General features: G+C 29.5%; 17 protein-coding genes. 16 read left to right on the forward strand and 1 reads right to left on the reverse strand.

Annotated features, from left to right (window positions below; genetic code table 11):
* The first annotated feature begins 40 nt into the window (after positions 1–40).
* From BN6774_RS06085 to BN6774_RS06130, 10 genes are all read left to right on the forward strand, one after another.
* Positions 41–1,573 carry a response regulator transcription factor gene (locus BN6774_RS06085; RefSeq protein ID WP_066891312.1) on the forward strand — a complete coding sequence of 511 codons (1,533 nt, stop codon included), beginning with the start codon at positions 41–43 and terminating at the stop codon, positions 1,571–1,573.
* Positions 1,566–3,200, forward strand: a complete 1,635-nt coding sequence (locus tag BN6774_RS06090) for a sensor histidine kinase (protein WP_159426817.1) — start codon at positions 1,566–1,568, stop codon at positions 3,198–3,200. Before BN6774_RS06085 ends, BN6774_RS06090 begins: the two co-directional genes overlap by 8 nt.
* A gap of 348 nt (positions 3,201–3,548) precedes the next feature.
* On the forward strand, positions 3,549–4,838 hold the full coding sequence (locus BN6774_RS06095; protein WP_066891318.1) for an ABC transporter substrate-binding protein: 1,290 nt from the start codon (positions 3,549–3,551) through the stop codon (positions 4,836–4,838).
* 58 nt (positions 4,839–4,896) lie between these two features.
* Positions 4,897–5,787 carry a carbohydrate ABC transporter permease gene (locus tag BN6774_RS06100; RefSeq protein ID WP_066891321.1) on the forward strand — a complete coding sequence of 297 codons (891 nt, stop codon included), beginning with the start codon at positions 4,897–4,899 and terminating at the stop codon, positions 5,785–5,787.
* Positions 5,784–6,629, forward strand: a complete 846-nt coding sequence (locus BN6774_RS06105) for a carbohydrate ABC transporter permease (RefSeq protein WP_106404262.1) — start codon at positions 5,784–5,786, stop codon at positions 6,627–6,629. Before BN6774_RS06100 ends, BN6774_RS06105 begins: the two co-directional genes overlap by 4 nt.
* 5 nt (positions 6,630–6,634) lie before the next feature.
* Positions 6,635–8,557: a hypothetical protein gene (locus tag BN6774_RS06110; RefSeq protein ID WP_066891328.1), complete on the forward strand. Its 1,923-nt coding sequence runs from the start codon at positions 6,635–6,637 to the stop codon at positions 8,555–8,557.
* A 19-nt stretch (positions 8,558–8,576) separates the two neighbouring features.
* Entirely contained in the window at positions 8,577–10,409 is a 1,833-nt protein-coding gene (locus tag BN6774_RS06115) for a hypothetical protein (protein ID WP_066891330.1), read from the forward strand.
* The gene (locus BN6774_RS06120) at positions 10,382–10,594 is read left to right on the forward strand and encodes a hypothetical protein (protein ID WP_066891333.1); all 213 of its coding nucleotides are present in this window, start codon (positions 10,382–10,384) and stop codon (positions 10,592–10,594) included. The genes BN6774_RS06115 and BN6774_RS06120 overlap by 28 nt, the downstream gene beginning before the upstream one ends.
* Positions 10,595–10,809: 215 nt before the next feature.
* Entirely contained in the window at positions 10,810–11,169 is a 360-nt protein-coding gene (locus tag BN6774_RS06125; RefSeq protein WP_066891337.1) for a C-GCAxxG-C-C family (seleno)protein, read from the forward strand.
* A gap of 114 nt (positions 11,170–11,283) precedes the next feature.
* A complete protein-coding gene (locus tag BN6774_RS06130; protein WP_066891341.1) occupies positions 11,284–12,039 on the forward strand; it encodes an EFR1 family ferrodoxin in 756 nt (251 codons plus the stop codon).
* Positions 12,040–12,133: 94 nt separating this feature from the next.
* Here BN6774_RS06130 and guaC read toward each other — a convergent pair whose 3' ends face one another.
* Positions 12,134–13,117 (reverse strand): GMP reductase, encoded by a 984-nt coding sequence (gene guaC / locus BN6774_RS06135; RefSeq protein WP_066891343.1) that lies wholly within the window; start codon positions 13,115–13,117, stop codon positions 12,134–12,136.
* Between the two features lie 260 nt (positions 13,118–13,377).
* Here guaC and BN6774_RS06140 point away from each other — a divergent pair, with 260 nt between their 5' ends.
* From BN6774_RS06140 to BN6774_RS06165, 6 genes are all read left to right on the forward strand, one after another.
* Positions 13,378–13,866 carry a hypothetical protein gene (locus tag BN6774_RS06140; protein WP_066891346.1) on the forward strand — a complete coding sequence of 163 codons (489 nt, stop codon included), beginning with the start codon at positions 13,378–13,380 and terminating at the stop codon, positions 13,864–13,866.
* 272 nt (positions 13,867–14,138) lie between these two features.
* The gene (locus BN6774_RS06145; RefSeq protein ID WP_066891349.1) at positions 14,139–15,245 is read left to right on the forward strand and encodes an FHA domain-containing protein; all 1,107 of its coding nucleotides are present in this window, start codon (positions 14,139–14,141) and stop codon (positions 15,243–15,245) included.
* A 40-nt stretch (positions 15,246–15,285) separates the two neighbouring features.
* Positions 15,286–16,047, forward strand: a complete 762-nt coding sequence (locus BN6774_RS06150) for a PP2C family protein-serine/threonine phosphatase (protein WP_066891352.1) — start codon at positions 15,286–15,288, stop codon at positions 16,045–16,047.
* A gap of 11 nt (positions 16,048–16,058) precedes the next feature.
* Positions 16,059–17,753 carry a serine/threonine protein kinase gene (locus tag BN6774_RS06155; protein WP_066891355.1) on the forward strand — a complete coding sequence of 565 codons (1,695 nt, stop codon included), beginning with the start codon at positions 16,059–16,061 and terminating at the stop codon, positions 17,751–17,753.
* Positions 17,754–17,756: 3 nt separating this feature from the next.
* The gene (locus tag BN6774_RS06160; RefSeq protein WP_066891358.1) at positions 17,757–18,293 is read left to right on the forward strand and encodes a hypothetical protein; all 537 of its coding nucleotides are present in this window, start codon (positions 17,757–17,759) and stop codon (positions 18,291–18,293) included.
* Between the two features lie 74 nt (positions 18,294–18,367).
* Positions 18,368–25,423, forward strand: a complete 7,056-nt coding sequence (locus tag BN6774_RS06165; RefSeq protein WP_066891361.1) for an InlB B-repeat-containing protein — start codon at positions 18,368–18,370, stop codon at positions 25,421–25,423.
* The last annotated feature ends 142 nt before the right edge of the window (positions 25,424–25,565 follow it).

Genomic DNA, 25,565 nt, shown 5'->3' on the forward strand with positions numbered 1-25,565 from the left:
TATGCTTATATATGAGTATAAGCTTGAGGGAAGTGAGACAATGTACAAAATTTTAATTGTTGATGATGAGAATAATGAGAGAATGGGCTTACAGAGACTAATTAGCAAGTATCAATATCCATTAGAAGTGAGACAAGCTCCAAATGGGAAGATTGCTTTAGAGATAATGGAAAAAGAGGATATTGATATTTTGCTTACAGATATTAAGATGCCTTTTATGACAGGAATTGAACTTATTGAGCAGGTAAATAAAAGAGGATTAAATCCAATTTGTATTATATATAGTGCTTATGGAGAATTTGAATATGCGCAAAATGCCATTCAATTAGGTGTTCTTCAGTACCTTTTAAAGCCAATTAAATTAGAGAAGTTTGAAAAGCTTTTTAATAAGGTTATGGAAATATGTAAGGAAAAAAGCACGCAAAAAGTTAGAAATGAACAGTTAAAGAAAACTTTAAAATCTATTGAAGATGAAAAGTATGCACAAAAAATTTTAAGATACTTAGAGCTGGAATATGGAGAAGAAAAGTTTAACGAACTTGAAGAAAGAACACAAGAAGAAACTTTTTGTCCAATTATAATATCTTTATATTCATCTTTAATATTTAATTACTGGGAAAATTATGAACAAGATATATTAAATTTAGTTGGACAAGATACTTTATTTATTAATAAAAGTGATACTCAGTTTTTAATTTTAATAAGAAATAAAGATTTAACTTCCAAGCAGATTTCAGAAATCTGCAAAACTTTTATTAAAATATCGAAAAATAAGTATCAATCAGAGGTGTATATTGTAGCAGGTAATTCTTGTAAAGGTATTAAAAAATTAAAAGAAGAGTATATAAAAATGTCCAATCATTTAGACTACCAATTTTTTGTGTCTAAAAGTATGTTTTTTATCCACAATGAAAACGGTGTAATTAGGAAAACAAGCGAAATGCTTTCTTTGTATTTTGAAAGAATACTAACATTTGCTAAGTTGAAAGATTATCAGGGGATGAGTGATGAGTTTAAAAAAGCTTTTGAGTATGTAGAAGAATCAGAAGGCTTTACTTCTCTTTATATAAAATATAATTTTTCGGAAGCTATAAAAAAATGCTGTGAAATTCTTCATAGTGAAGAACGAATGATGGAGATAGTTGAGGAGATATATGGAGCTAGTTCTATTATGCAATTAAAAGAATCTATTTTTAGTTTAATAGATACTTTATCTAAATATGGAAATAAGCAAGGTGATGAAAATAGACTTATTGTTCTAGCAAAAAGCATTGTTCATGAAAGATTTAGCGATTACAATTTAAATGTTTCACAAATTGCAGAAGATATGGAGATGTCAGCGGCATATTTAAGTACTCTTTTTAAAACGGAGACAAACCAAAATCTTGCAAAGTATATTTCTCAATATAGAATGGAAAAGGCAAAAGACTTACTTAAAACTACAAATATGAAGATTGCTGATGTTTCAAAAAAGGTAGGATATATGAATCCATCATACTTTATATCATTATTTAAAAATAATGTAGGGTGTAGTCCTGCTAAGTACAGGGAGAAGTATTTTGATAATGAATAATAAAGTAAAATCTTTTCGTGAGCAATTAAAAAGGTCATTTATAGTGGTGGTTGTTATACCAGTTTTATTTCTTGGGGCTTTTATGTTTTATTCATCTTTTCAATTTATCGAAAAACAAATGTTAAATGAAAGTATGAATTTAGTTAAACAAAGTACTATGGATATGAAAAATAGAATTGAAGTTTGTGATGATTCACTACGGTACTTAGCTGCAAATTATGATTTAAGGGATTTTCTTTTAATTAATAGACAAAATTATTTAGATATAAGTAGATCATCTAAAAATATTAGAGAATTAATTTATAACGTTCTTATGGTAAATAGATACTATAAATCATTAACTATATATACAGATAAAGAATTTTATGTTTTAACGGATTTTGTTAAAGTATCATCTGATGTAGAAAATGAGGAGTGGTATAAAAATGTAGTTAAATCCGAAGGCAGTTATTGGTGGCGTGAAGGAGATAAAGTGTTTTTAGGAAGAAAAATAATGGCTGCATATCCTCCAAGTCCAATTGGAGTTATTAAAGTAGAAATAAAAAATGATATGTTTTTAGATAGTTTTCGTATATTTCAAAATATCCCAATCAAAATAGAGGTTAAAGATAAGAAAGAATCATTTTATAATTATATAGATTCACAATGGGATGAAAATCCTAGATTCAGAACTGGAGATGATTTGGGAGTTAGTGATTGGAAGATTTCATATGAAATTGATGAAAGCTACTATGAGGACTATATGAGAATAAGTTTAGGAACATCTATTTTAGTTATACTTATAGTCTTAATATTAGTTTGGTTCTTAATACATTATTTCCCGAGACGATTGACTAGAGATTTATCTTCTTTAGTTGAACAAATAGAAGAAGTACAAAAAGGAAATCTTGATGTTTCTATTAATTTATCAGAGACTACAGAAATTAATATTTTGGTAACCAGCATACAAAATTTACTTAATAAGATTAAGCAGTTAATTAGAGAAGTTTATACAAAAGAAATTGAAAGACAAAACTTAGAATTAGACTTATTACAATCAAAAATGAATCCACATTTTTTATATAACAATTTGTCAGCAATTAATTGGATTGCACTAGAAAATGGGCAGGAAAAAATTTATGTTATAGCAACTGAGTTAGCTAATTTTTATAGAACGGCTTTAAATAAAGGGAAAAATATTGATAAGCTTTTTATAGAAATAGAAAATATTAAAGCCTATATTAATTTGCAGCTTATTTCTCATGAAAATTCTTTTACTGTAAAGTACGATATTGATGAGAAATTGCTAAAGAAAGAAGTGCCGCTTTTTATTTTGCAACCTTTAGTGGAAAATGCAATTGAGCATGGTATTGATCAGCTATGGGGAGAAAAAGGAAAAATTGAAATAGCCATTGAAAAAGATGGAGAGTGGCTTCAGATGAAAGTTCATGATAATGGAACAGAGTTATACGATAAAATAGGAGAAGCTGAGTTACCTGAAGATAAGTTTGGGTATGGGACTAGTAATGTACAAAAGAGAATTAAATTATTATATGGAAGTGAAAGTGGACTAAAAATACGGGCAGATAAATTCGGAACAACTGCAATTATAAGGTTTCGAGTTGAGCATTTAAGAAAAATAATGTGATAAAATTAAAAGCCTTTAAACTGATAAGCTTCTTCAGTTTAAAGGCTCATTTTTTTAGTAAATTTTATATTGAAATAAGTGATTTGTGTTGTTAATTATAAAATTAATATAAAAATTTAAATATGAAATATAAAAAAATTGATATATTTCTATAAAGATTTGGATAGAAGGAGTACAGAAATAAACTTAAAATATAAGTATAGAATAAATCAAAGAAAACGTATAGAAAGTTCATTGAAAACGTATAAAGGTATTTTATAGTATTGCTCATTATTCTTTTCAGCTATAGAAAAGAATAATGTTTATATAACTTAACATAATGTATAAGAGTGAAAGGGGAAAAGTATTATGAAGAAAAAAATAATAAGCGCTTTAGTTAGTGCGGCATTAGCAACAACTATGCTTGCTGGATGTGGTAATGGTAGTAATGGAGGTACCTCTAATAAAGAAGAGGGAAAAGGTGGTACTACAGTTACAATGACTGGATGGTACACAGAAGAAAATATGGCGCCTGTACTTGAAAAAGTAAATAAGATGCTAGATGGTAAATACACTGTTGAGTACACTTATATCAATCTTGATGAATACAACAATGTAATAAGTACCCAGCTAGCAGCAGGAGAAGGTCCAGATATTTTGACAGATGGAACAAACTTCCCAGCAAGAATTAAAGCAGGTAACTTAAAGGATCTTACAGGAGCTGAGTATCTAAATGGAATAAATGAAGCAGGATTAACATTATCTACTTCCGAAGATGGAAAAGTATATGGTATCCCTTCATATGGATGGTTCTCAGGACTTTGGTATAACAAAGAGATTTTTGAAAAGAACAATATTACTGAATTACCTCAAACCTTTGATGAATTTGTAGCTGTTTGTGACAAGTTAAAAGCTGCTGGAGTTCAGCCACTTGGATTTGGACTAGCAGATGGTGACCAAGCTATGCACTCATTAATGGGATATATAGAAAATACATTCTATCAAACAAGTGAAGAAGGTAAGAAGTTTGATGAAGAGTTCTCTTATGGAGAAAAGAAGATGGATGGTACTCTAAACAAATATGTTAAGGATTGGAGTATATTAATTGAAAAAGGATATATCACACCTGAAATGGTTGGTACTTCTAATGAGCAAGCATTAAGCAACTTTATTTCTGGAAAAACAGCAATGTTTAATGCAGGACCTTGGTATTATGCAAATCTAAAGGATGCAAACATGAACGTAGGTATGATGCCTCATCTTGGAAAAACAGCAGATGTTAAGTATATGCTTGGTGGACCAGCAGCAAGTTTTGGTATTAATGTAAATACTAAAAATGAAGAAGGTTCAGAGGCAGTTATGGCAGCACTTGCTTCTGTAGAAATACAACAAGCATTTGCAGATGCAAACGAAGGAAGCTTTAGTTACAAAGAAGGCGTAAAAGTAGATATGCCAGCTGAATACGAAGCAGTAAAACCTGTTTTAGAAGCAGGAAATGTAGCATGTAGCTGGGAACGTTGGGGAGTAAATATGCCAGCTCAAACTTTAGTTGATGAATTATTATCACAACTTCAAGGTCTTGTAACAGGAGACTTAACTGTAGACGATTTTGTAAAAGCTTTAGATAGTAGAGCAGATGCAATAAGATATAAAAATTAGGAATATGAAATAAAAAGTCTGACAATGATGCCAGACTTTTTATTCCAAAGGAGGTACTATGAATAGGAAATTAAAAATAAAAAGTAATCTGCCATATATACTAATGGCACTTCCGGCTGTAGTATTATTTGTTACATTTTTCATAATCCCATTGATTTTTACCGGAAGATACAGCTTTTATAACTGGACTAACTATTCACAGGATATTCCATTTATTGGTTTAACCAATTATAAAGCTATATTGGGAGACACAACACTTTTTATAGGTATTAAGAACTCATTGATTTATGCATTTTCAACAGTAATTCTTCAAAGCTTCATTGCTTTACCTGTTGCAGTTTTACTTAATAAGAAGTTTAGAGGAAGAAACTTTTTTCGTGCATTATTCTTTTGTCCAGCAGTATTAAGTACTTTGGTTGTAGGATACTTATGGAAGTACTTACTTTCAGCAAGTGATTTTGGATTTGTAAATCAAGTATTAGTTAATCTTGGATTTGATAAAGTGAACTTTTTAGGAAATGGTAAAATTGCACTTGCAGTTATCATATTAACTCAAGTATGGCAATGGTTTGGATGGTCTATGGTTATATACCTTGGAAATCTTCAAAGCATAAGTGATGACTTATATGAAGCTGCATCTATTGATGGAGCAGGTACTTTAAAGCAGTTCTGGCATATTACTATTCCAGGATTAGCTCCAGCAATCAAAATAAATTTAATTAATGGAACAATAGCAGGGTTAAAGGTGTTTGATATAGTACTATCTATGACCGGTGGGGGACCAGCACATAAAACAGATACAATTCTTACTTTGATGTTTGCTAAATTCTCAGAAGGTAATTATGGATATGCATCAGCATTTGGTATTGTATTTCTAATTGTTAGTATGATTGTTGCATGTATCATGCTTGGAGTATTTGGAAAATGGGAGAGGAGGCTTGGACAATGACGATGAAAAAGAAAAATAAAAAAATAATAGCAAATACAGCAAAATATATAGCATTAGGTTTTCTTTCAATAATAGTGATTATTCCTATTTATTATTTAGTTGTTACTACATTTAAAACATCAACTGAAGCAGCAGTAGCACCTATGGCATTGCCATCACATATAGATTTTAGTGGATATGTGAATGCATTTCAAAAAATGCAATATCCAAGAGCATTTAAAAACACATTAATTATAACAGGTTGTTCAGTAGTAGGCCTTATTATAGTTTCTTCTATGTGTGGATATGTACTTAATAGAAAAGGAAAACATAAAGTTGCACAAAGCGTTTTTCTTCTTATTTTATCAGGAATGATGTTCCCATATCAGATGTCCATTCTTGGATTATATAAAGTAATTCAACAAATGCATCTTATGAACTCACTACTTGGTGTAATTTTAATAAATATTGCAATTAATATACCTTTTGCAACATTCTTAATTAAGAGTTTTGTAAATACAATTCCAATTGAATTAGAGGAAGCAGCTAAAATTGATGGATGCGGAACCTTTAGAACGTTTTGGACTATTACATTCCCACTAATGAAGCCAACAATTGCAACGGTTGCAATTTTAAATACACTTACAATTTGGAACGATTTTATGGGACCACTTTATTTCTTACAATCACGTGAAAATAACGTAATTCTTCAAGAAGTATATAGAAATATTGGACAGTTCTCTACAGATTGGACTAGCTTATTCCCAATGATGGTACTTGGTGTTCTTCCGCTAGTTGTATTCTATCTGTTTATGCAAAGATATATTATAGGCGGAGTTATGAATGGATCAGTGAAAGGATAAGGAAAATGAAAGAGTTAGTAAATGAAAAATTTATAATAAAGTTAGATGAAGAAAATAAACTTATTTTTTTAGGACATAAAAGTGATGTAACTAATATGAACTGGATAGAAGGAAAAGAAAAGTGGGGAACTACTTTTTGTCCTGAAGGAATTAAGTTTTCAATAGAGAGAAAATTCACAGAGGATGGAAACTTAAGAGAAAAATATAGTTTTAAAAATACTACAGAATTTCCTATTGGTTTTAAAAGAACTGATATTGGAATTTACACAACTTTTAATGATAACTATGAAGATACAGATATTTGTATAGAAGAAAAATGCCATGCTCATATTTTTTGTGGAGAAGAAGCCTCTTATGTTATGGCTATGCAAATGGGAGGTAGAGCTCCTCACTTAGGAATGAAGGTTATAAAAGGAAGTATTGTATCTTATAGTGTAGAACGTGACTTGAGTGAAGAAAGCAATGACAGAGGAGATTTTATTCTACATCCAGACTTACCTATTTTACAACCTGAAGAAACTGTTGAAGTAGAATGGGAGCTTTTCTGGTTTTTAGATAAAGAAGATTTTAGAAAAAAACTTATGGAAACTCATGGTTTCCCTGTAGTAAATTCAAAGCAATTTACTTATTTTATAGGAGAAACTATAAAGTTTGATGTAGTTGCAGCTGGAGTTTTCAAAGAAGAAGAAATTGAAATTAAATATAAGAACAGAGAAATTCCATTTGTATTAAGATATGAGGGATATACTACTATAGTTACCTGTGAATATCTAGTAAATTCTGCAGAGGAAATTAAAATTGAAATAAAATTTGCAGAAAGAACTACACATGTAAACTTTCTTGGTCGTAAACCTTTACACGAAATGATAGAGGAAAGATGCAGTTTTATTGTGGAAAAACAACAGTATCATAAAGAAGGAAGTTTTCTAGATGGAGCTTATTTAATTTATGATAATGAAGAGAAAAAGCAATATTACAGTCATTTAGATGATCATAATGGAGGACGTGAGAGAATTTGTATGGGAATACTTCTTGCAAGATACTTGCAAAAGAAAGAAAATGCAGCTTTTCTTAAGAGCCTTGAGAAATATATAAGTTATATTTATAGAGAACTTTATGATGATAAGACTGGATTTGTGTACAATGATGTAAATCGAAATTTAGATTGGCATAGGTTATACAATTATCCCTGGATGTCTGTATTTCAATTAGAGTTATATCGTTTGTTTAAAGATAAAAAATACTTAGGTGATTCCTTCCGTACAATGGAGCGTTATTATAAGGAAGGTGGAGGAAAGTTTTATGGAATTGCAATTCCAGCAATAGAATTATTAAACTATCTTAAACTAGAAAATATGAAAGAAGAGGCAGAGGCATTTGAAAAAGATTTTACAGCACATGCTCTTCATATTTTAGAAAATGGATTGCATTATCCACCATTTGAAGTACGTTATGAACAAAGTATAGTGGCTCCTGCTGTTAGTTGTCTTATTCAGGCTTATGAGATTACAAAAGATAAAGGATTTTTAGAAGAGGCTGAAAAACAAATGGCAGTTCTTGAATTATTTAATGGAGAGCAACCAGACTATAATCAATATGAAGTTGCTATAAGACATTGGGACGGTAGATGGTTTGGAAAGTATAGAAATTACGGAGATACATACCCACATTATTGGAGTTCATTAACAGGAATGGACTTTATACAGTATAGCAAAATTATGGGTAATGAAAAATATAAAGAAAAAGCAAAGGCTTCTTTTAGAGGATGCTTAAGTTTGTTTGGAACAGATGGAAGTGCTTCCTGTGCAATTGTGTATCCAGAAATGGTTAATGGGAAAAAAGGACATTATTACGATCCATGGGCAAATGACCAGGATTGGGCCCTTTATTTTGCACTAAGATATGAAGAAGCAACTATAGGAAAATAGAAGTTTGGAGAGGTAAACTATGAGTAAATTAATTTTAAATGTTATTCACAGACCTGAAATGGTTCCAGAATATGCTGAAAAGGTAACGGGACATGGAAAGGAAGAAGATATATCTAGAGAATCTCTATTAACAGAAAGTCTAGATATATTTAAGACACAACAAGAAATTGCACATAAAAATGGAATAAAAACAACAATACAAATGACGTATGCTAGTTTGTTTAATGATGAAGCAGTAAATTTAGCAAAGGAACATCATGAAAAATATGGTGATGAAATTTCTCTAACTTTATTAGGATTACCATGTGAAGAGTTTAGAAAAAAATACAAAACTAAAGATTTTTGTATTTGGATGTTCTCAATGGAAGATAAAAAAGCAATAGTAAAAGATGTATTTGAAAAGTTCTATGAAAGATTTGGGTTTTATCCAGAATCTACAGGAAGCTATTATATAGATGCAGAACTTATGAATTATATTAAAGCTGAGTATCCATCAGTAAAATCAGCTGTTGCAACTTGTTGGGAGGAAGGGCCTAAGGCTTATAGAACTTGTAATAATTCTTGGTACACATTATTTGATGGAGGTCCTTGGAATCCATGGATTCCTTCAAAACAAAACACTCATGCTCCAGCAGCTAATGAAGAAGAAGACTGCGGTATAGTTGCAATACCACATCTTTCAAGAGACTTAATGGCATGCTTTGATGGAAATGGATCAAATTTTGGAACTCATCCTCAAAATGTACTAAGAGGTATGATTTATCAAGACGGAGAGTATCCATATTTATATAATTTAATTGATCAATATAGAAGCTTAGAAAAATATAACAGAGGTTATGCATATAACATGATGTTTGTGGGACCTGGTTGGATGAATAAAATGGGACGTTGGGAAGCTCCATATGAATTGCTTCTAAAGAGTTATGAGGATGGAATGGCATATTACGGAAAGCTTAAAAAAGAAGGAGAACTTGAAGACCTTACTATGAGTGAATTTGCTGAGCATTATAGAGCAACTCATACTTATGAGCAACCAGAATGTGCAATGTGGAAGGATATTCTATATGGTTCAGATAAACAATATTTCTGGTATGCAGATCCATACATGAGAACTTGTCTTGATATGAATCAAGGAGGAGCAATTATTGATTTACGTCCTTATGTAGCAAAACTTGAATGGCCAGTTGGAATTGGGACAAAGCATGTTCAAGATGCAAGTTATCCATTCTTAATTCAAGCCAATTATAGAGCAGGATATTTTACACACTATGCTGGTGAAGGAACAGTAAAGAGCTTAAAGGTAAGTTACAAAGGAGAAGAAGTAGACCTTTGTTTATGTAGAACGAAGGGCAATTATAGTGAAGATGGAAAGAAACATATTGTGACTATGGATCCTGTAACTATTGAATTTTCAGATTTAACTATTGAAATAACTTCTACTTTTATATTTGAAGAAGGAAGCTCTAAAATAGAAATTATCCGTGAGGTAACAAATAGTAGTAATCCTGATGCACAGGTTGAATTTAATGAATATATGACAGCATGCTATGGAACAACTGAATATCCAGAAGATATGAGTAATGTTGTTCTTACAGTTAAAAATGAAGAAAAAATTGAAGAAATAAAATATTCATATAAGTGCAGAGAAGCAGAACTTCAATCAGCCAATGAAGTTTGTGCAATTATCCCTGAAATTGAAACTAAGGTAACAGTTACTCCTGATGGAAAAGACATGGAAGGATATTATAGAGAAGGATATGCATTTAGTCCTATGTTTACTTTAGGTCTTAAAAAAGAATTAAAGAAAGGACAGGTGATGAGAACATGGCTCAATCTACAAAAGGAAAACTAAATTATAGATGTCCATCTTGCTTTATGAGAGATTTGGATATAGACATGTTTTATGACAAGGAAAAGAAAGAATATTATTGCTTAAGATGTTGTTACACAGGAAGCGAAGAAGATGTAAAAGCAAAGAATCAAATGGCAAGATTTAGATATAGAAGTATGATGAAACGTTATACTAAATTTGATTAAATTATTATAATAAAATAAACCTCAGAATTGTTTATATAGCATTTCTGGGGTTTAATTTTTTATTATATGACTTTATAAATTAAAAGACTTTCTTAGATATTAATGAAGACATAGACTAGTTTTTTACTAGTAATATAAGATTTTCTATAGTGGTACATACCATTAAATAAGTGATATAATATTAAAATAATAATTATAGAAGGTGGGATACATAAATGAAGAAAGTATTAGAGTTTAGAGATCAAGGATACAATTGTGCAGAATCTATAGTAAAAACATTTAATGAAGAACATAATTTAAACATCCCAGTTCAAGTTGCAACTCCATTTGGAACAGGTATGGCAGTTGGAGGTACTTGTGGCGCTATAGCAGGTGCTCTTATTTCTCTTGGAGCTATAAAGGGAAGAGAGGAAGCAACCGATACTAATGAGTCAAGAAAATATACAAAAGATATTGTTAATAAAGTAAAAGAAAAATATGGAACACTTGAATGTATTGAATTAAAGAAAAAAGGAATATCTTGTGGTGAAATAATAGAATATACATATGAAGTATTAAATGAAAGTATAAAATAAAGTTAATAGAGCTAGTAACTATTTATAATGGAGTTCTTAGATTATTATTTTAATATAGATATAAAGGTGAAATTAGAAAATATATTTAATATAAATTTAAAAGGAGAATAAAAAATGAGAATTTATTATTTTACAGCCACAGGAAATTCATTATATGTAGCTAAAAAATTTAAAGATAAGATAGAGGATTGTGAGTTAATTTCTATCCCAAAGGCTTTAAAAAATAAGGATTTTAACGTAGAAGATAGTGTAATAGGTTTTGTTTATCCAATTCATTGCGGTTCATTACCTATAGTGGTAGAAGACTTTATATCTAAATTAAATATAAAGGATAAAACATATATTTTTGCAGTAGGGGTTACTGGAGGAGGAGAGGCTAAAGTAAGCTTTTCTCATATAAATGAACTTTTAGGGGAGAATGGCAACCTTAGCAATTATCTTTGTGTAAAATATATTTCTAATTATACACGAGCAGGAAAAAATCCAACAAAGGAAAGAGCTCTTAAAGCAATAAAATTAAATGAAAATATATTAGATGATTTTATTGAAGTTATTAAAGGTAAAGAAGTAAAAACAGTTGATTACAAAGCAAGTAAGAGAATATTATATAATGGGTGGAAAAATTTATTTAAAAATAAAGATAAAGGATTTAATGTTAACGATAAATGTATAGGATGTAAAATGTGTAAATCAATTTGTCCAGTAGATAATATTGAAATGGTCAACAATAAGCCAATATGGCTTGGAAAATGTACGGATTGTATGGCTTGCATAAATATATGCCCTAAAGAAGCAATAAATATTGGTAATAAAACTTTAAAGAAGAATAGATATAGAAATCCATTTATTGATGTTAAAGAGTTAGTATAATAGAGATATAAATATAATTGATAATATTAGAAAAGAATAAAATAAATCTACTACTAATATAAAGATTAGCAGTAGATTTGTTTTTTGCGTGATTCTAATATATTCTATCGCCATTAAAAATTGAATTTTTAACAACTACGTAATCAACAGTTCTTATTGCGTCCAGTTTCTTGCCTCCTGCATAAGAAATAGATGATTGAAGGTCTTGCTGCATTTCTACTAAGGTATCTTTTAATGAACCTTTATATTCAACATACATCTTCTTTCCTTCAACATTTTTTCTTTCGCCTTTTTGGAATTCTGAAGCAGAACCAAAGTATTCTTTATAAAGCTTTCCATCTCTTTCAACAGTTTCTCCAGGAGATTCTTCATGTCCAGCAAATAGTGAACCTATCATAACCATAGATGCACCAAATCTAATTGACTTAGCTATATCCCCATGAGTACGAATACCTCCATCTGCAATAATTGGCTTAGTTGCAGCTTTTGCACACCAACGAAGTGCAGCTAATTGCCAGCCACCAGTACCAAATCCAGTTTTAATTTTTGTGATACATACTTTTCCAGGTCCTATTCCTACCTTTGTAGCATCTGCACCAGCATTTTCTAATTCTCTTACTGCTTCAGGTGTTCCTACATTTCCTGCAATAACAAAACTTTCAGGTAAATGTTTTTTGATGTGCTGAATCATATTAATAACAGCATTAGAATGTCCATGAGCAATATCAATTGTTATGTATTCAGGTGAAAGATTTTCAGCTTTTAATTGTTCAATAAATGAATATTCTTCCTCTTTAACTCCAACACTTATAGAAGAAAATAAATTTTTCTCTCTCATATCTTTAATAAATTGTATTCTGCTTTCTGGCTTGAAACGATGCATTATATAAAAGTATCCATTTTCTGCTAAATAAACTGCTACTTTTTCATCTATAATAGTTTGCATATTTGCTGGAACTACAGGTAACTTAAAAGTTCTTCCTCCAAAAGTTATAGATGTATCACATTCAGAACGACTGTTTACAATACATTTTGCTGGTATTAGTTGTATGTCTTCATAATCAAAAACGTTATCCATTTTTACCTCACTATGTCCGAATAATTTTTATAAATATAAATTTATAGTTCGTGTACATCATATATTATACATATATTTTGTAGAGATGTCAAAATTAATTATATAATATTGTATTTCATGTGATAACTGTAGCTATTAATAAAATATTAGTAAAAATAATTAATATTCTAAAGTAATAATGATCTCTATAATATATTAATCATTTTCTTACTAATAAACTTTTCCAATAATGGCAATATTATTAGGAGGAGGTGTTTATTTTGAGAGATGTTATTGAAACTATAAAAATTTTTTTTATAGCTTTGTTTATTTCTATTATTATCTATCCATTATTACACGAGTTAGGGCACTCAGTTATTGCTATTTTACTTGGGAAAAAAATATTAGAAATAAGATTATTTCCACTACCTAACATTATGTACATAAGTAATAGTACTGGATATATTGAGAACCTATTAATAGGATTTGGTGGAATGTTATTGCCTATAATTGTATCCATGAATATTAGAACAAAGAGGTTTTGGATATGGTATTCGAATTTTATTTTGAAGAGTATATGTCTAATGTCTTTGATTATTTCTACTCTAGCAATAATATTTCATAAAAGAAGAGTGTTTTTACAAGATGATATGCGAATTGTATTAGGATTAGGAGATTTAGGTAAGATACTTTGTTTAATAATTATTATATGTATGGGTATAATATTAAGCTTAAATATTTATAGAGAAATTCATAAAATAACTACTTAGAATATCATAATTGATAATTTTCATAAAATAATAAAAACATTATTAAATTGGATACTATTAGTAGACTTATAGGGTATATGATTATTTTGATATTAATTACAAATATTACAAGATATAAGTATTGACAAGCTGTCTGGTTAATTTTATACTTTTATATAATATATTGAAAATATGGTATTTTTAAATAAAAAAGGTAATAGTTTCCTTTAGCGAAATAAAAAGAAATAAATAAAATCTATTGATAACTTTTAAAATTATGGGAGGATGTCAAGATGAAATTCAAAGCAAAAGTCAAAAATAGTGAGCTTACTGTAAAAGTGAAAATTTCATCAAATGAAGTAATTAGTGAACGAGAACTAGATATATTAGAAAAGAAAAATATAAGGGGACTTCTTAAACCTAAACACAGAAAAAGATATATAATTGATTACTTTGGTCCTGCTGGAGTTTCACTAATTGAACACTTGAAAAAACCAGTAACTAAGTATGAATTTTTTTTTATAATGGCACAAATAGTTGATGCTATAAAGAAAGTTGAAGATAATAACTTATTTTTAAATAATTTGATTCTTGATTTAAGATATGTTTATATTAATGAAAATACCAAGGAAATACAGTTTATCTATATCCCAGTTATATCAAATCATATTTTTTTAAATGTAATTGGATTTATGGAGTCAATAGCTTATGCTGTAAAATTAATGCCTAATCAAGACGTTGATTTCGTTGCTAAATATGTAAGCTTTATAAGATCATTAAATTATTTTAATATATCTGATATTGAGGCATATATTTCAAAAGAAGATAAGGATATAGCAAAACAGATTAAAAAACAATCGGCTAATGTAAGTGCTTTTATTAAAGACAAGCCAAAAGATTACTATGAACCTAAGATAGAGTATTTTAATGAGGAAACTAGTATTTTAATAAATGATGAAGAAACAGGTCTTTTAAATGAATATAATGAAACAAGATTTCTTTATTCTTACGAAGATGAGTTTGAAGAAAATTTTCATGATAATGAAGGAACTATGCTTCTTGTGGAAAATGAGGGATGTAATATTAATTTACAACAAGAAAATGTTCGTTTTCCATACTTAGAAAGAAAGTGTAATGGTGAAATAATAAGCATAAATAAGCCTGTTTTTAGATTAGGTAAAGAAAAAAGCTATGTTGACTATTTCATAACAAATAATAATGCGGTAAGCAGAAGTCATGCAGATATTATTACAAGAGGTAAGAGTTATTTTGTGTGTGATCAAAATTCCACCAATCATACATATATAAATGATAAAGTTTTAGTTATAAAATCAGAAACAGAAATACATGATGGGGATGTTCTTAAATTAGCAAATGAAGAATTTATTTTTCATATATAAAAAGGTTATTTGAATAAAAATATTATAGAGGAGTGAGAGAATGCACTTTACGGCCATAGCAGATACTGATATAGGAACAAGTAAAGATACAAATCAAGATAGTATTCTTATAAAGCATGCATCTACATTAACTGGTGAGGTTTTACTTGCAATTGTCTGTGATGGAATGGGGGGATTAGCAAAAGGAGAGTTGGCAAGTGCAACAGTAATTCGTTCATTTTCAGAATGGTTTGATAATGAGCTAGCTAATGAATTGAATTTTCTTGATATGAAAGTTATTGCTGGAAAGATTGAATTAATGATCAAAGATTTAAACTTAAGGATTTTAGAGTATGGTAAATCTGCTGGAATAAATTTAGGAACTACCTTTTCTGGAATCTTATTTGTAGATAAGCAATGTTTGATAGTCCATGTAGGAGATTCTAGAGTATATTATATTGGATCTTCTCTGAATCAGCTTACAGAAGATCAAACAGTAGTAGCCAGAGAAATAACACTAGGAAGAATGACTGAGGAAGAAGCTAAAATAGATAAAAGAAAAAATATATTATTACAATGTATAGGAGCATCAAGAGTTGTTAATCCACAAATAATATATGGATTAACAGAGAAGGGTATATATATGCTATGTTCTGATGGATTTAGACATAAGATAACAGAAGATGAGATTTTTGAATCGCTAAAACCTTTAAAACTTAGAAATAAAAATATAATGTACGAAAATGTGAGAAAAATGATAGACTTAGTTAAGTTTAGAAAAGAACGAGATAATATATCAGTTGTTTTAATAAAAATAGAGTGAGGTAAGTAATAATGACGGAGATTGGTTCTGTTGTTGATGGAAAATATGAAATACTTAAAGAAATTGGTAAGGGTGGAATGTCTGTTGTTTATCTAGCTATGGATAATAGACTAAACAAGCAGTGGGCAGTAAAGGAAATAAGAAAAAAGGGTAATGGCAAAAATGATGAAATAGTAATAAATAGTTTAATTGCTGAAGCTAATCTTATGAAAAGGCTAGATCACCCTGCGTTGCCTAGAATTGTAGATATTATTGATAATGGTACAACAATCTATGTTGTTATGGATTACATTGAAGGTGAATCTCTTGATAAAATTCTTCAAGAATATGGAGCTAACTCAGAAGAAGTGGTAATTGAGTGGGCAAAACAATTATGTGATGCACTTGGATATCTACATTCTCAAAAACCACCTATTATTTATAGAGATATGAAACCAGCTAATATTATGCTAAAACCAGAAGGAAATATAAAATTAATTGACTTTGGTATAGCTCGTGAGTATAAGGAACAAAACTTGGCTGATACCACAGTTCTTGGAACAAAAGGATATGCATCACCTGAACATTACGGTTCAAGGCAAACAGATGCAAGGTCTGATATTTTTACATTAGGTATGACATTGCATCACTTACTTACAGGTATGGATCCGAGACCCGATGATTATATATATGCTTCAGTTCGTCAATGGAATCCTGAATTATCAGATGGAATTGAAGCTATTATTGATAAGTGTACTGCAATTGATCCAGATAATAGATATCAAAACTGTTCAGAATTGATGTATGACTTAGAACATCCTAATTTGATTACAAAAGATTTTAAGAAAAGTCAAAAGAGAAAGCTTAAATTATTTATTACAGTAGCAACATTATGCGTATTAATGGTGCTTTCAGGTTTTTTATTTAAGATATTAGAAGTGAATTTAAATAATAATAATTATGATGCATTGGTATCATTAGTTTCTTCAACATCTCTTTCAGAAAAAATATCCAGCTATAAAAAGGCAATAGAAATTTATCCATATGATACGCGAGCCTATATGTATATGCTTGATGCTTACGAAAATGAGGGGAATTTCGGAAAACAAGAAAATGATGAATTTTTAGCACTTTATAATGCTAATAAAGATGGATTTGATGTAAAAAGTGTTGAGCTAGCTGAATTAAATTATAGAATTGGTATGATGTATTTCAATTATTATACTAATGATGATGGAAGTTATAGTTTTTCAAATAGAGTACAAAAAGCATATCCATTCTTTTCTACAAACTATGAAAATGAAAATATACCTAATAGCTTTCAATATAAAAACCTATCTAATTGTTATTACCAAATATGTTCATTTTATAAGGACTATATATTAAGTTCTACGAATGTGGAAGAGGCTTCCAAAGAAAAATACTTAAAGCTTTTAGGGGCAATAGAAGAATCAATACACACTATAAAAGAAGCAGGAGCTTATGATCAGCTTACATTATATAATGGAACTTTCATGTTATTATACGATCAAAGAACAAATTTAGAATCAGTAAATGTAGATAAAGAAATCATAGTTTCATTAATGGACAAGGTATATAATAATACTTCTTCATTATCAGTACAAAAGGAGCAATCTAAAAAATTAAAAAATGAGATACTTGATAACTATAATGAGTATAAGGATGCAATAGAAAGAACTTATAATAATGCAAAGGAGAGAAGATAATTTATGGCAAGGATATTATCGATAATTTCGACAGTTTCTTTTGTATTAGCAGCGATATTCTTGTTAATTGCTATTATATTGTGGATTAAGTTTGGAATACTCAATATTATTGGCGACTTATCAGGTAGAACAGCAAAAAAATCAATTGCTAAAATGAGAGAGAATAATGAAAAGATAGGTAAAAAGTCATTTAAACCAAGTTTTGTGAACTTAGGAAGAGGAAAATTAACAGATGAAATGAAATTTTCAGAAAAGCTTAAAAAAATTGATTTAAAAGAATATAAAGAACAACCAGAAACAGATATTTTAAGGCAAAATGAAATTAATGCTAATATTTTGGAAGATAATAATTTAACAGCATTATTAAGTGAAAAAGAAACAGAGATACTTGATAATGATACTACTGCTTTATTAGATAATAACACCACTGTTTTACTAAATAAGGATATAGAGAAACATTTAGAGAAAGTAACTAGTAGTACTGAGTTTAAAATACTTAATGAGGTAATGTTTATTCACACAGATGAATTTATTTCATAATAGTAAGAGGTATAAAAATAGTGCTGTCGCACAATTTAAAATTATGATTAAGTAAAAAAGGGGTATAAAAAAAGATGGGAAAGCTCAAAATCACAGAACGACTTTTAGCTATTTTGCTTGTCTTAGCAATGGTAGTAGGTTTAATGCCTGTAACTGTTTTTGCACAAAGTAATAGTAATCCAGATAAATTCACCATTTGCGTAGAGGATTCAGATGGTATTGTAGTTAGTGGGGCGGATGTTACTTATACTATTAAGGATGGTTTTTCAGTTGTGGAAACAGGGGGTGATAAAACAGATGAAAATGGCTATATAGTTGTTAAAAATATGGACAAGTACAAAGAAGCAATTAATAATACTGATGGAAGTACAATTAGTATTAGTTATGTTGTTTCAAAAACTGGGTATAAAAAAGTAGAAACTAATGATGTGACTGTTTCAGAGGTAAATGGGAATATAGATGTAGTTCTAACTAAAAGTATCCCTTTAACAGCTAATTTATCTGTTACAAAAATTGGAAGTGGGGACGTTAAAATCAATGAAGTTGAAGGTGAGGATACTACTGTAACAAAAGATAGTACAATAAAGCTTGAAATTATACCAGTTGATATTGATGGCGGAATAACTTATATCAAATCTTTAAAAATTGGAGAGAACAGTATTACTGTTAAAAAATATGAATCATATATAAATGACTCATTGAAGATTACAGAAGATACTAAAATTGTTGTTGAGTTTGCTACAGATTTTAATGTTATAGCATCTTCAGGTGATGGTGGAACAATTAAACTTAATGGAAATAAAGTTGACAAAGAGGTTATAGAAAAAGGAGAATCAGTTAAGATATTAGTTACACCAGATGATGGATACCGAATTGAAAGTATTTTAATTAATGGAAGCACAGAAACAATAAGTGATGGTTCTACCTTTTCTAAGGATATTGTTGTAAGTAGTAATATTAATATTAGTGCTACCTTTACAAAACTATATACAATCAAGGTAACATATGATAGTGAAAAAGGAACAGTAGATACAGATCCAGCTTCTATAGGTGGAAAAGTTGTTGTAACCGAAGGAAAAGATATTTCAGTAACAGCTACTCCAAACGCTAATTATCGTGTATCAAATGTTATAAAAAATGGTGAGCTTCAAGAATATACGGAAAATAATAAGGAGTATAAAGATACTATCACAAATGTAAATAAAGATTACACATATGAGATTACCTTTGCACTTAATACTTATAAGGTAACAGCTTCTAAGACTGGTAATGGAACTGTTAGTATAGAAAATAGTTCTGTTGATTATGGACAAGAGACGAAAATAATTTTAATTCCAGAAAATGATTTATATAGAATTGGTAAAATAATAATAAAAACAGAAACAAATACTACAGGTATAGAATTAGATAAAAAAGCTGAAGATTTATATGCTGAAAAGGATGATGGTAGTGCAATAATTACATTAAAAAATATTACTGAAAATACAGAAATTGAAGTTGTTTTTGAGAAGGTACCAGTGGTAGAGGGAGATTGGAAAGAAAAGGTATATATTAAACCGACTAAAGGAGAACTGGTAAATTCATATACGGATAAAGACGGTAATGAAGTATATGCTTATTCCAAGGATTCGGTATTAAGCATAAAAGCATTACCTATTTATGATAGGGTAAATATTAAGTTTGCAGGAAAATCTAGATATGAAGGCTGGACAAGAGAAAAAGAAATTTCCTCAACCTCTACAATTGAAGGACTACAAGTGAGGACTGGAAGATGGGGAAATGAAGAAACAATTAAACTTAATAAAAAAATAATTAACATTATTGATAAAATTGAGCCTAAAGTTATGTTAACTCCAGATGAAGCAAATAGTAATGGCTATTACAATAAGGATATAAAGGTTGGAATTGCAGCTATAGATCCAGATGATTATTCAGGCATTAAAACAGTGGAATATTGGGTGAAAAGTGATGGAACTGAAACTCAACATGAGATCATAAATGTCAATAAAGAAGCCACATATAATGGTAATATTATGGTGGATTCAAACAAAAATAATAGTGATAATGTAGAAATCACTGTAACAGTAACAGATGCTTCAGGAAATATAAAGACTGAAGTGAAAAAGCTTAAAATTAATACTACAAAACCTACGGTAAGTGTAAGTATTGATGGAATACTTAATCCAGAGGCTACAGCTGGATACTACAATGTAGTTAGAAAAGCAACTATCACTATCGTAGATAGAAAAACAAGCTTTGATGAAAATGCTACATTAAATGGACTAAGTATTACAGCTAAAGATAAAAAGGGGAATGATATTGCTATTTCAAAGTCAGAAATGTTAAGTTATTGGACACATAATGGTGATACACATACAGCAATTCTCACTTTTAAGGAAGATGCAAATTATGACTGGAAGTTTTCTTATAAAAATAAGGCTGATTTAACAAACGATGCTATTACACAAGTAGGTGATTCAATTTATAAGTTTGCTATTGATAAAGTAGCTCCAGTTGGTTCTATTGAATTAGAAAAATATTCATGGAACAAGTTAGTTTCAGTATTGACCTTTGGAATATGGAAAAATACGTCTGTTTCAGTAGAAGCAAAAGGAGAAGATTCAATATCTCCTTTATATGATATTAAGTACTATAAGTCTAATAAAGAAACAGCTTTATCAAAGGAAGAATTAAGCAAACTTTATGATGAAGGTAATTTTGTAACTGAAAATTATACTGTTAATCCTGATGAACAGTTTGTAGTTTATGCAAGAGTTACAGACTATGCAGGAAATGCATTATACATCAGTACTGATGGTATTATTGTTGATAATACAGCAAGTAATATTACACTAAATCCCGATACACCAAATAAAAATGGATTATACAATAAAGATGTTAATGTTGGAATACAGGTAAGTGATAGTGTTATTCAGGACAAGGCATATTCAGGTATAAAAACTATTGATTATTTTGTAGAAAATAATAGAGTAGTTACTCAAAGTGGAAATTTATATAAATTTGATGAGATAAATCCTACTCAAGATAAGCTTAAGAAAGAGTGGACTGGAAGTATTAAGGTTGATGCTTCAAAAAATAATGGAGATAATATTAAAGTTACTGTAGTTTCTTATGATAATGCAGGGGTAAAATCAGAAAAATCTATTCATCTTTCCATAAATATTGATAAACCAGAAGTTAATTTATCTTTTACTGATACAGCTAATAAAGTAGAAGAAGGTAGAGGATATTTTGGAGCAAATAGAGTTGCAACCATTAAGATTACAGATAGAGCATCTGCCTTTGATAAAGATATTGCTACATCAGGAATTAAAATTAATGCAGTAGATGCAAAAGGTAAAATAGTTGAGTTAGATACGAAAAGTATGATTAGTAGTTGGAGTAGCAATGAAAATATTCATACTGCAACAATTACATTTTCAGAGGATGGAAACTATATATGGTCATTTAATTATACAAACAAAGCAGATAATGAAATGAGTGAAATAAAGTCTATTGGAACAACTCCATTTAAATTTACTGTGGATAAAACTAATCCAACAGGGACAATATCAGTTGATACAAATATATGGGATAAGTTATTAACTGCACTTACATTTGGATTGTACAATAATTCAAATGTAGAAGTTAAGGCAACATCAGAGGATGCTACAAGTCCTACTAAAATTGAATACTATAAAACAAGCAATACTATTGCTATGACAGCAGAAGAATTAGATAAGGAGAGCTTTGATTCATACAAGGATTTTAGTATTACAGATGATGAACAGTTTGTTATCTATTTGAAAATTACTGATTATTCTGGAAATTATATATATATAAGTTCTGATGGATATATAGTAGATAAAGTTAAAAGTAATATTACTATTACTCCAGATAAGCCAAATATAAATAATTCTTATAATAAAGATGTAAATGTAGCAATTAATGTTATAGATGAAAGTCCATATTCAGGTATTAAGACAGTTGACTATTGGATAGTAAAAGACAATGATACAGCTAAACCTACTCAAGAAGGAAACTTATATAAATTTACTAATACTAACCCTACTCAGGAAGAATTACTTAAAGAATGGAATGGAAGTATTAAAGTAAATGCAGAAAAAAACAATAGTTGTAATGTTGTTGTGTACGTAAAGACTATAGATAATGCAGGAAATGAAGAAACAAAGTCAATACCATTAGATATTGATGTAACTGCACCTAAAATAAAAGTAACTTATAACAATAATAAAGATAACAATGGTAACACTTATTTTAATGAAAGCCGTATAGCTACAATTGCTATTACAGAAAGAACACATCACTTTAATGAAAATAAAGCTACAGCGGGAATAGTTATTACAGCTGTTGATTCAAAGGGAAATGAAGTTGCACTTGATGCCTCAAAAGATATAAGCAACTGGACAACAACAGAAGGAACTAATGCAGATATGGCAACTCATACAGCAACTATCAAATATTTAAAAGATGCAAACTATACTTTTAAAATTTCTTATACAGATGAAGCTGATAATGTTAATAGTTCTATAGATACAGCTAACTCTGTTGCTCCATATAAGTTTACGGTAGATAAAAACAAACCAACTGGAACAGTTAAAGCAGTTTCAGAAGAGGGACGCGAAGTAACATGGAGTGAATTAGTTGATTCTCTAACCTTTGGATTCTGGACAGGAAAAAAGGTTACACTTACAGGTGCTTCTAATGATGAAACATCTCTTATTGATAGTGTTAAATATTATAAAACTAATGAAGCAAAAGCACTTAGCGAAACAAAGCTAAAAGAAATAACAGATTGGAAAACCTTTGATGGATTAGATGTGGTTCCTAATGAGCAAGCTACAGTATATTTAAAAATTACAGACAAGGCTGGAAATACTACCTATATTAGCACAGATGGGATTATTGCTGATAATACATCTCCACGTGAAGAGGCTATTGCACCAGAAATTATTGTAACACCACAAAAGCCAATTAATGGTATATATAAAGATAATGTAAAAGTTGCTATAAAAGTTGATGATCCATTAGTTGGTGGAACATACTCAGGACTAAAAAAAGTATCTTATAAAGTTTTGAATATGGGAAAAGAGACACAAAGTGGTATTTTATACTCATTTACAAATGAAAATCCAAGTCATGATGAATTATTAAAGACTTGGACTGGAGAAATAACTGTTGATAGCAAAAAGAATAATAGTAATGATGTTGTTATTGAAGTTTACTCTGAAGATAATTCATTAAACTCCTCAAGGAATAAGGTCTCAATTAAGATAGATACAACTGCTCCTACTATAGATATTAAATATAACAACAATAATAGAGATAGTGAAAAATATTATAAAGAAGATCGTGTAGCAACAGTTGTAGTAACAGAGAGAAACTTTAGGGCTGAAGATGTAAAAATTGCAATTACTAATACAGATGGAACAATACCTATAATTAGTGAATGGAAGGAATCAGCAGGAAGTGGAAATCAAGATAATACTACACATACTGCAACAATAAACTATAAAGCAGATGGTGATTATACTTTTAAAATTGAGTACTCAGATTTAGCAGATAATAAGTGTTTGGGAGAAAATTACGAAATTGGAACTACTAATAGTAATGAGTTTACTATTGATAAAACTTCTCCTGAAGTTTCTGTAACCTATGATAACAATAGTGCACAAAACGAGAAGTATTTTAAGGCTAATCGTACTGCAACTATTGTAGTTAAGGAACACAATTTTGATGTAAGAAGAGTTGAGTTTACACAAAAGGCTACTAAAAATGGAGCAACAATACCTATACCTTCTGCAAAGTGGAATAGTAGTGGGGATATTCATACAGCAACGATTTTCTATAACACTGATGGTGACTATACCTTTGATATTAAGATGAAGGACATGGCTGGGAATAATAGCTTAGAAACAAATTATGGTGGTTCTGTAGCAGCTAAAGATTTCACTATTGATACAAATATTTCTGAACCACAAATTACAGGAGTTGAAAATGGAAGAGCATATAAGGAAGATATTATTCCTGTAATTAACTTCTCTGATATTAATTACAATAATTACGAAGTTAGATTAACAAGAACTCGTATGGGTGAGAAGAATGTAGATGTTACTAAGGAGTTTATAAAAAACTTAAATGTTAGTGGACAAGGTGCTTCAGGAGCAAATGACACATTCAAGAAAGAACAAAAAAATGATGGTATCTACACATTATATGTAAAGGTTAATGATAAAGCAGGAAATGAAAGTGAAAAAACAGTAACATTTACTGCAAATAGATTTGGTTCCGTATATGAATACAGTGATTATCTTGTATCATTAATTGCAAATGGTGGAGCATATATTAAAGTGATTGAAAATGACTTAGTAATTACTGAGTATAATGCAGACCGTTTAGTAGGTGACTCACTTGCAATTCAGATTACTCGTGATGGAAATCCAATAGAAGGAGTTAAGTACAATATTTCTCCGGAAATAAGTAATCAAGCTGAGGTTGGTGGTAGTGGCTGGTTCCAGTATCAATATACAATTAACAAAGAAAACTTCTCTAAAGATGGGGTTTATAAGGTAGCAATAGCTTCTAAAGATGCTACAGGAAATTCTCCTGAAAATACAAACTATAAAGATAAGTCAATTACCTTTAGAGTTGACAGTACTGCACCTGAATTAACAAGTGTTGTAGGTCTTGAAAAAGATATTATAAATGCTAAGGAAGTAACAGTAAAATATACAGCATTTGATGCTATTGGATTAAAGTCAATTAATGTATATGTTGAAGGTAAACAACAAGGTGATACAATTACTGACTTTTCAGCTGATATGAATAATTATTCAGGTGATTTCGTAATTACTGAAAGTAATGCTAAAAAAGAAGTGCGTATCGTTATAGAAGATATGGCTGGAAACATTACTGACACAGAGGCGGAGGATTTTACAAGTGCATATGAGTTTAGAAAAGTAGTAACAGTATCTACAAATACCTTTGTAAGATGGTATGCAAATAAGCTTTTATTTTGGAGTTCAATTGTTGGATCTTTAGTAATAGCAGCAGGGATTTGGTATTCAATTTACGGTAAAAGAAAACATCAAGTTGAAGAAGGTAAATAAATAATTTTATAAATAGGACTTAAGCATGGTGTTGTCACACAAAAAATTAATAAAGAATATAAAAAAATAACTAAAGTGACAGCTCCATGTCTAGTCTATTTGTTAGAAATAATATCTTGAATTAGTTAGGTATTATTTGTGA

This window comes from Clostridium nigeriense (genome assembly GCF_900086595.1).
GTDB classification, from domain to species: domain Bacteria; phylum Bacillota; class Clostridia; order Clostridiales; family Clostridiaceae; genus Clostridium; species Clostridium nigeriense.

Excerpts from the sequence above, each read along its gene's own strand:
- BN6774_RS06085 (WP_066891312.1), top strand. The coding sequence starts at position 41 with ATGTACAAAATTTTAATTGTTGATGATGAGAATAATGAGAGAATGGGC.
- BN6774_RS06090 (WP_159426817.1), top strand. The coding sequence starts at position 1,566 with ATGAATAATAAAGTAAAATCTTTTCGTGAGCAATTAAAAAGGTCATTT.
- BN6774_RS06095 (WP_066891318.1), top strand. The coding sequence starts at position 3,549 with ATGAAGAAAAAAATAATAAGCGCTTTAGTTAGTGCGGCATTAGCAACA.
- BN6774_RS06100 (WP_066891321.1), top strand. The coding sequence starts at position 4,897 with ATGAATAGGAAATTAAAAATAAAAAGTAATCTGCCATATATACTAATG.
- BN6774_RS06105 (WP_106404262.1), top strand. The coding sequence starts at position 5,784 with ATGACGATGAAAAAGAAAAATAAAAAAATAATAGCAAATACAGCAAAA.
- BN6774_RS06110 (WP_066891328.1), top strand. The coding sequence starts at position 6,635 with ATGAAAGAGTTAGTAAATGAAAAATTTATAATAAAGTTAGATGAAGAA.
- BN6774_RS06115 (WP_066891330.1), top strand. The coding sequence starts at position 8,577 with ATGAGTAAATTAATTTTAAATGTTATTCACAGACCTGAAATGGTTCCA.
- BN6774_RS06120 (WP_066891333.1), top strand. The coding sequence starts at position 10,382 with ATGGCTCAATCTACAAAAGGAAAACTAAATTATAGATGTCCATCTTGC.
- BN6774_RS06125 (WP_066891337.1), top strand. The coding sequence starts at position 10,810 with ATGAAGAAAGTATTAGAGTTTAGAGATCAAGGATACAATTGTGCAGAA.
- BN6774_RS06130 (WP_066891341.1), top strand. The coding sequence starts at position 11,284 with ATGAGAATTTATTATTTTACAGCCACAGGAAATTCATTATATGTAGCT.
- guaC (WP_066891343.1), bottom strand. The coding sequence starts at position 13,117 with ATGGATAACGTTTTTGATTATGAAGACATACAACTAATACCAGCAAAA.
- BN6774_RS06145 (WP_066891349.1), top strand. The coding sequence starts at position 14,139 with ATGAAATTCAAAGCAAAAGTCAAAAATAGTGAGCTTACTGTAAAAGTG.
- BN6774_RS06150 (WP_066891352.1), top strand. The coding sequence starts at position 15,286 with ATGCACTTTACGGCCATAGCAGATACTGATATAGGAACAAGTAAAGAT.
- BN6774_RS06155 (WP_066891355.1), top strand. The coding sequence starts at position 16,059 with ATGACGGAGATTGGTTCTGTTGTTGATGGAAAATATGAAATACTTAAA.
- BN6774_RS06160 (WP_066891358.1), top strand. The coding sequence starts at position 17,757 with ATGGCAAGGATATTATCGATAATTTCGACAGTTTCTTTTGTATTAGCA.
- BN6774_RS06165 (WP_066891361.1), top strand. The coding sequence starts at position 18,368 with ATGGGAAAGCTCAAAATCACAGAACGACTTTTAGCTATTTTGCTTGTC.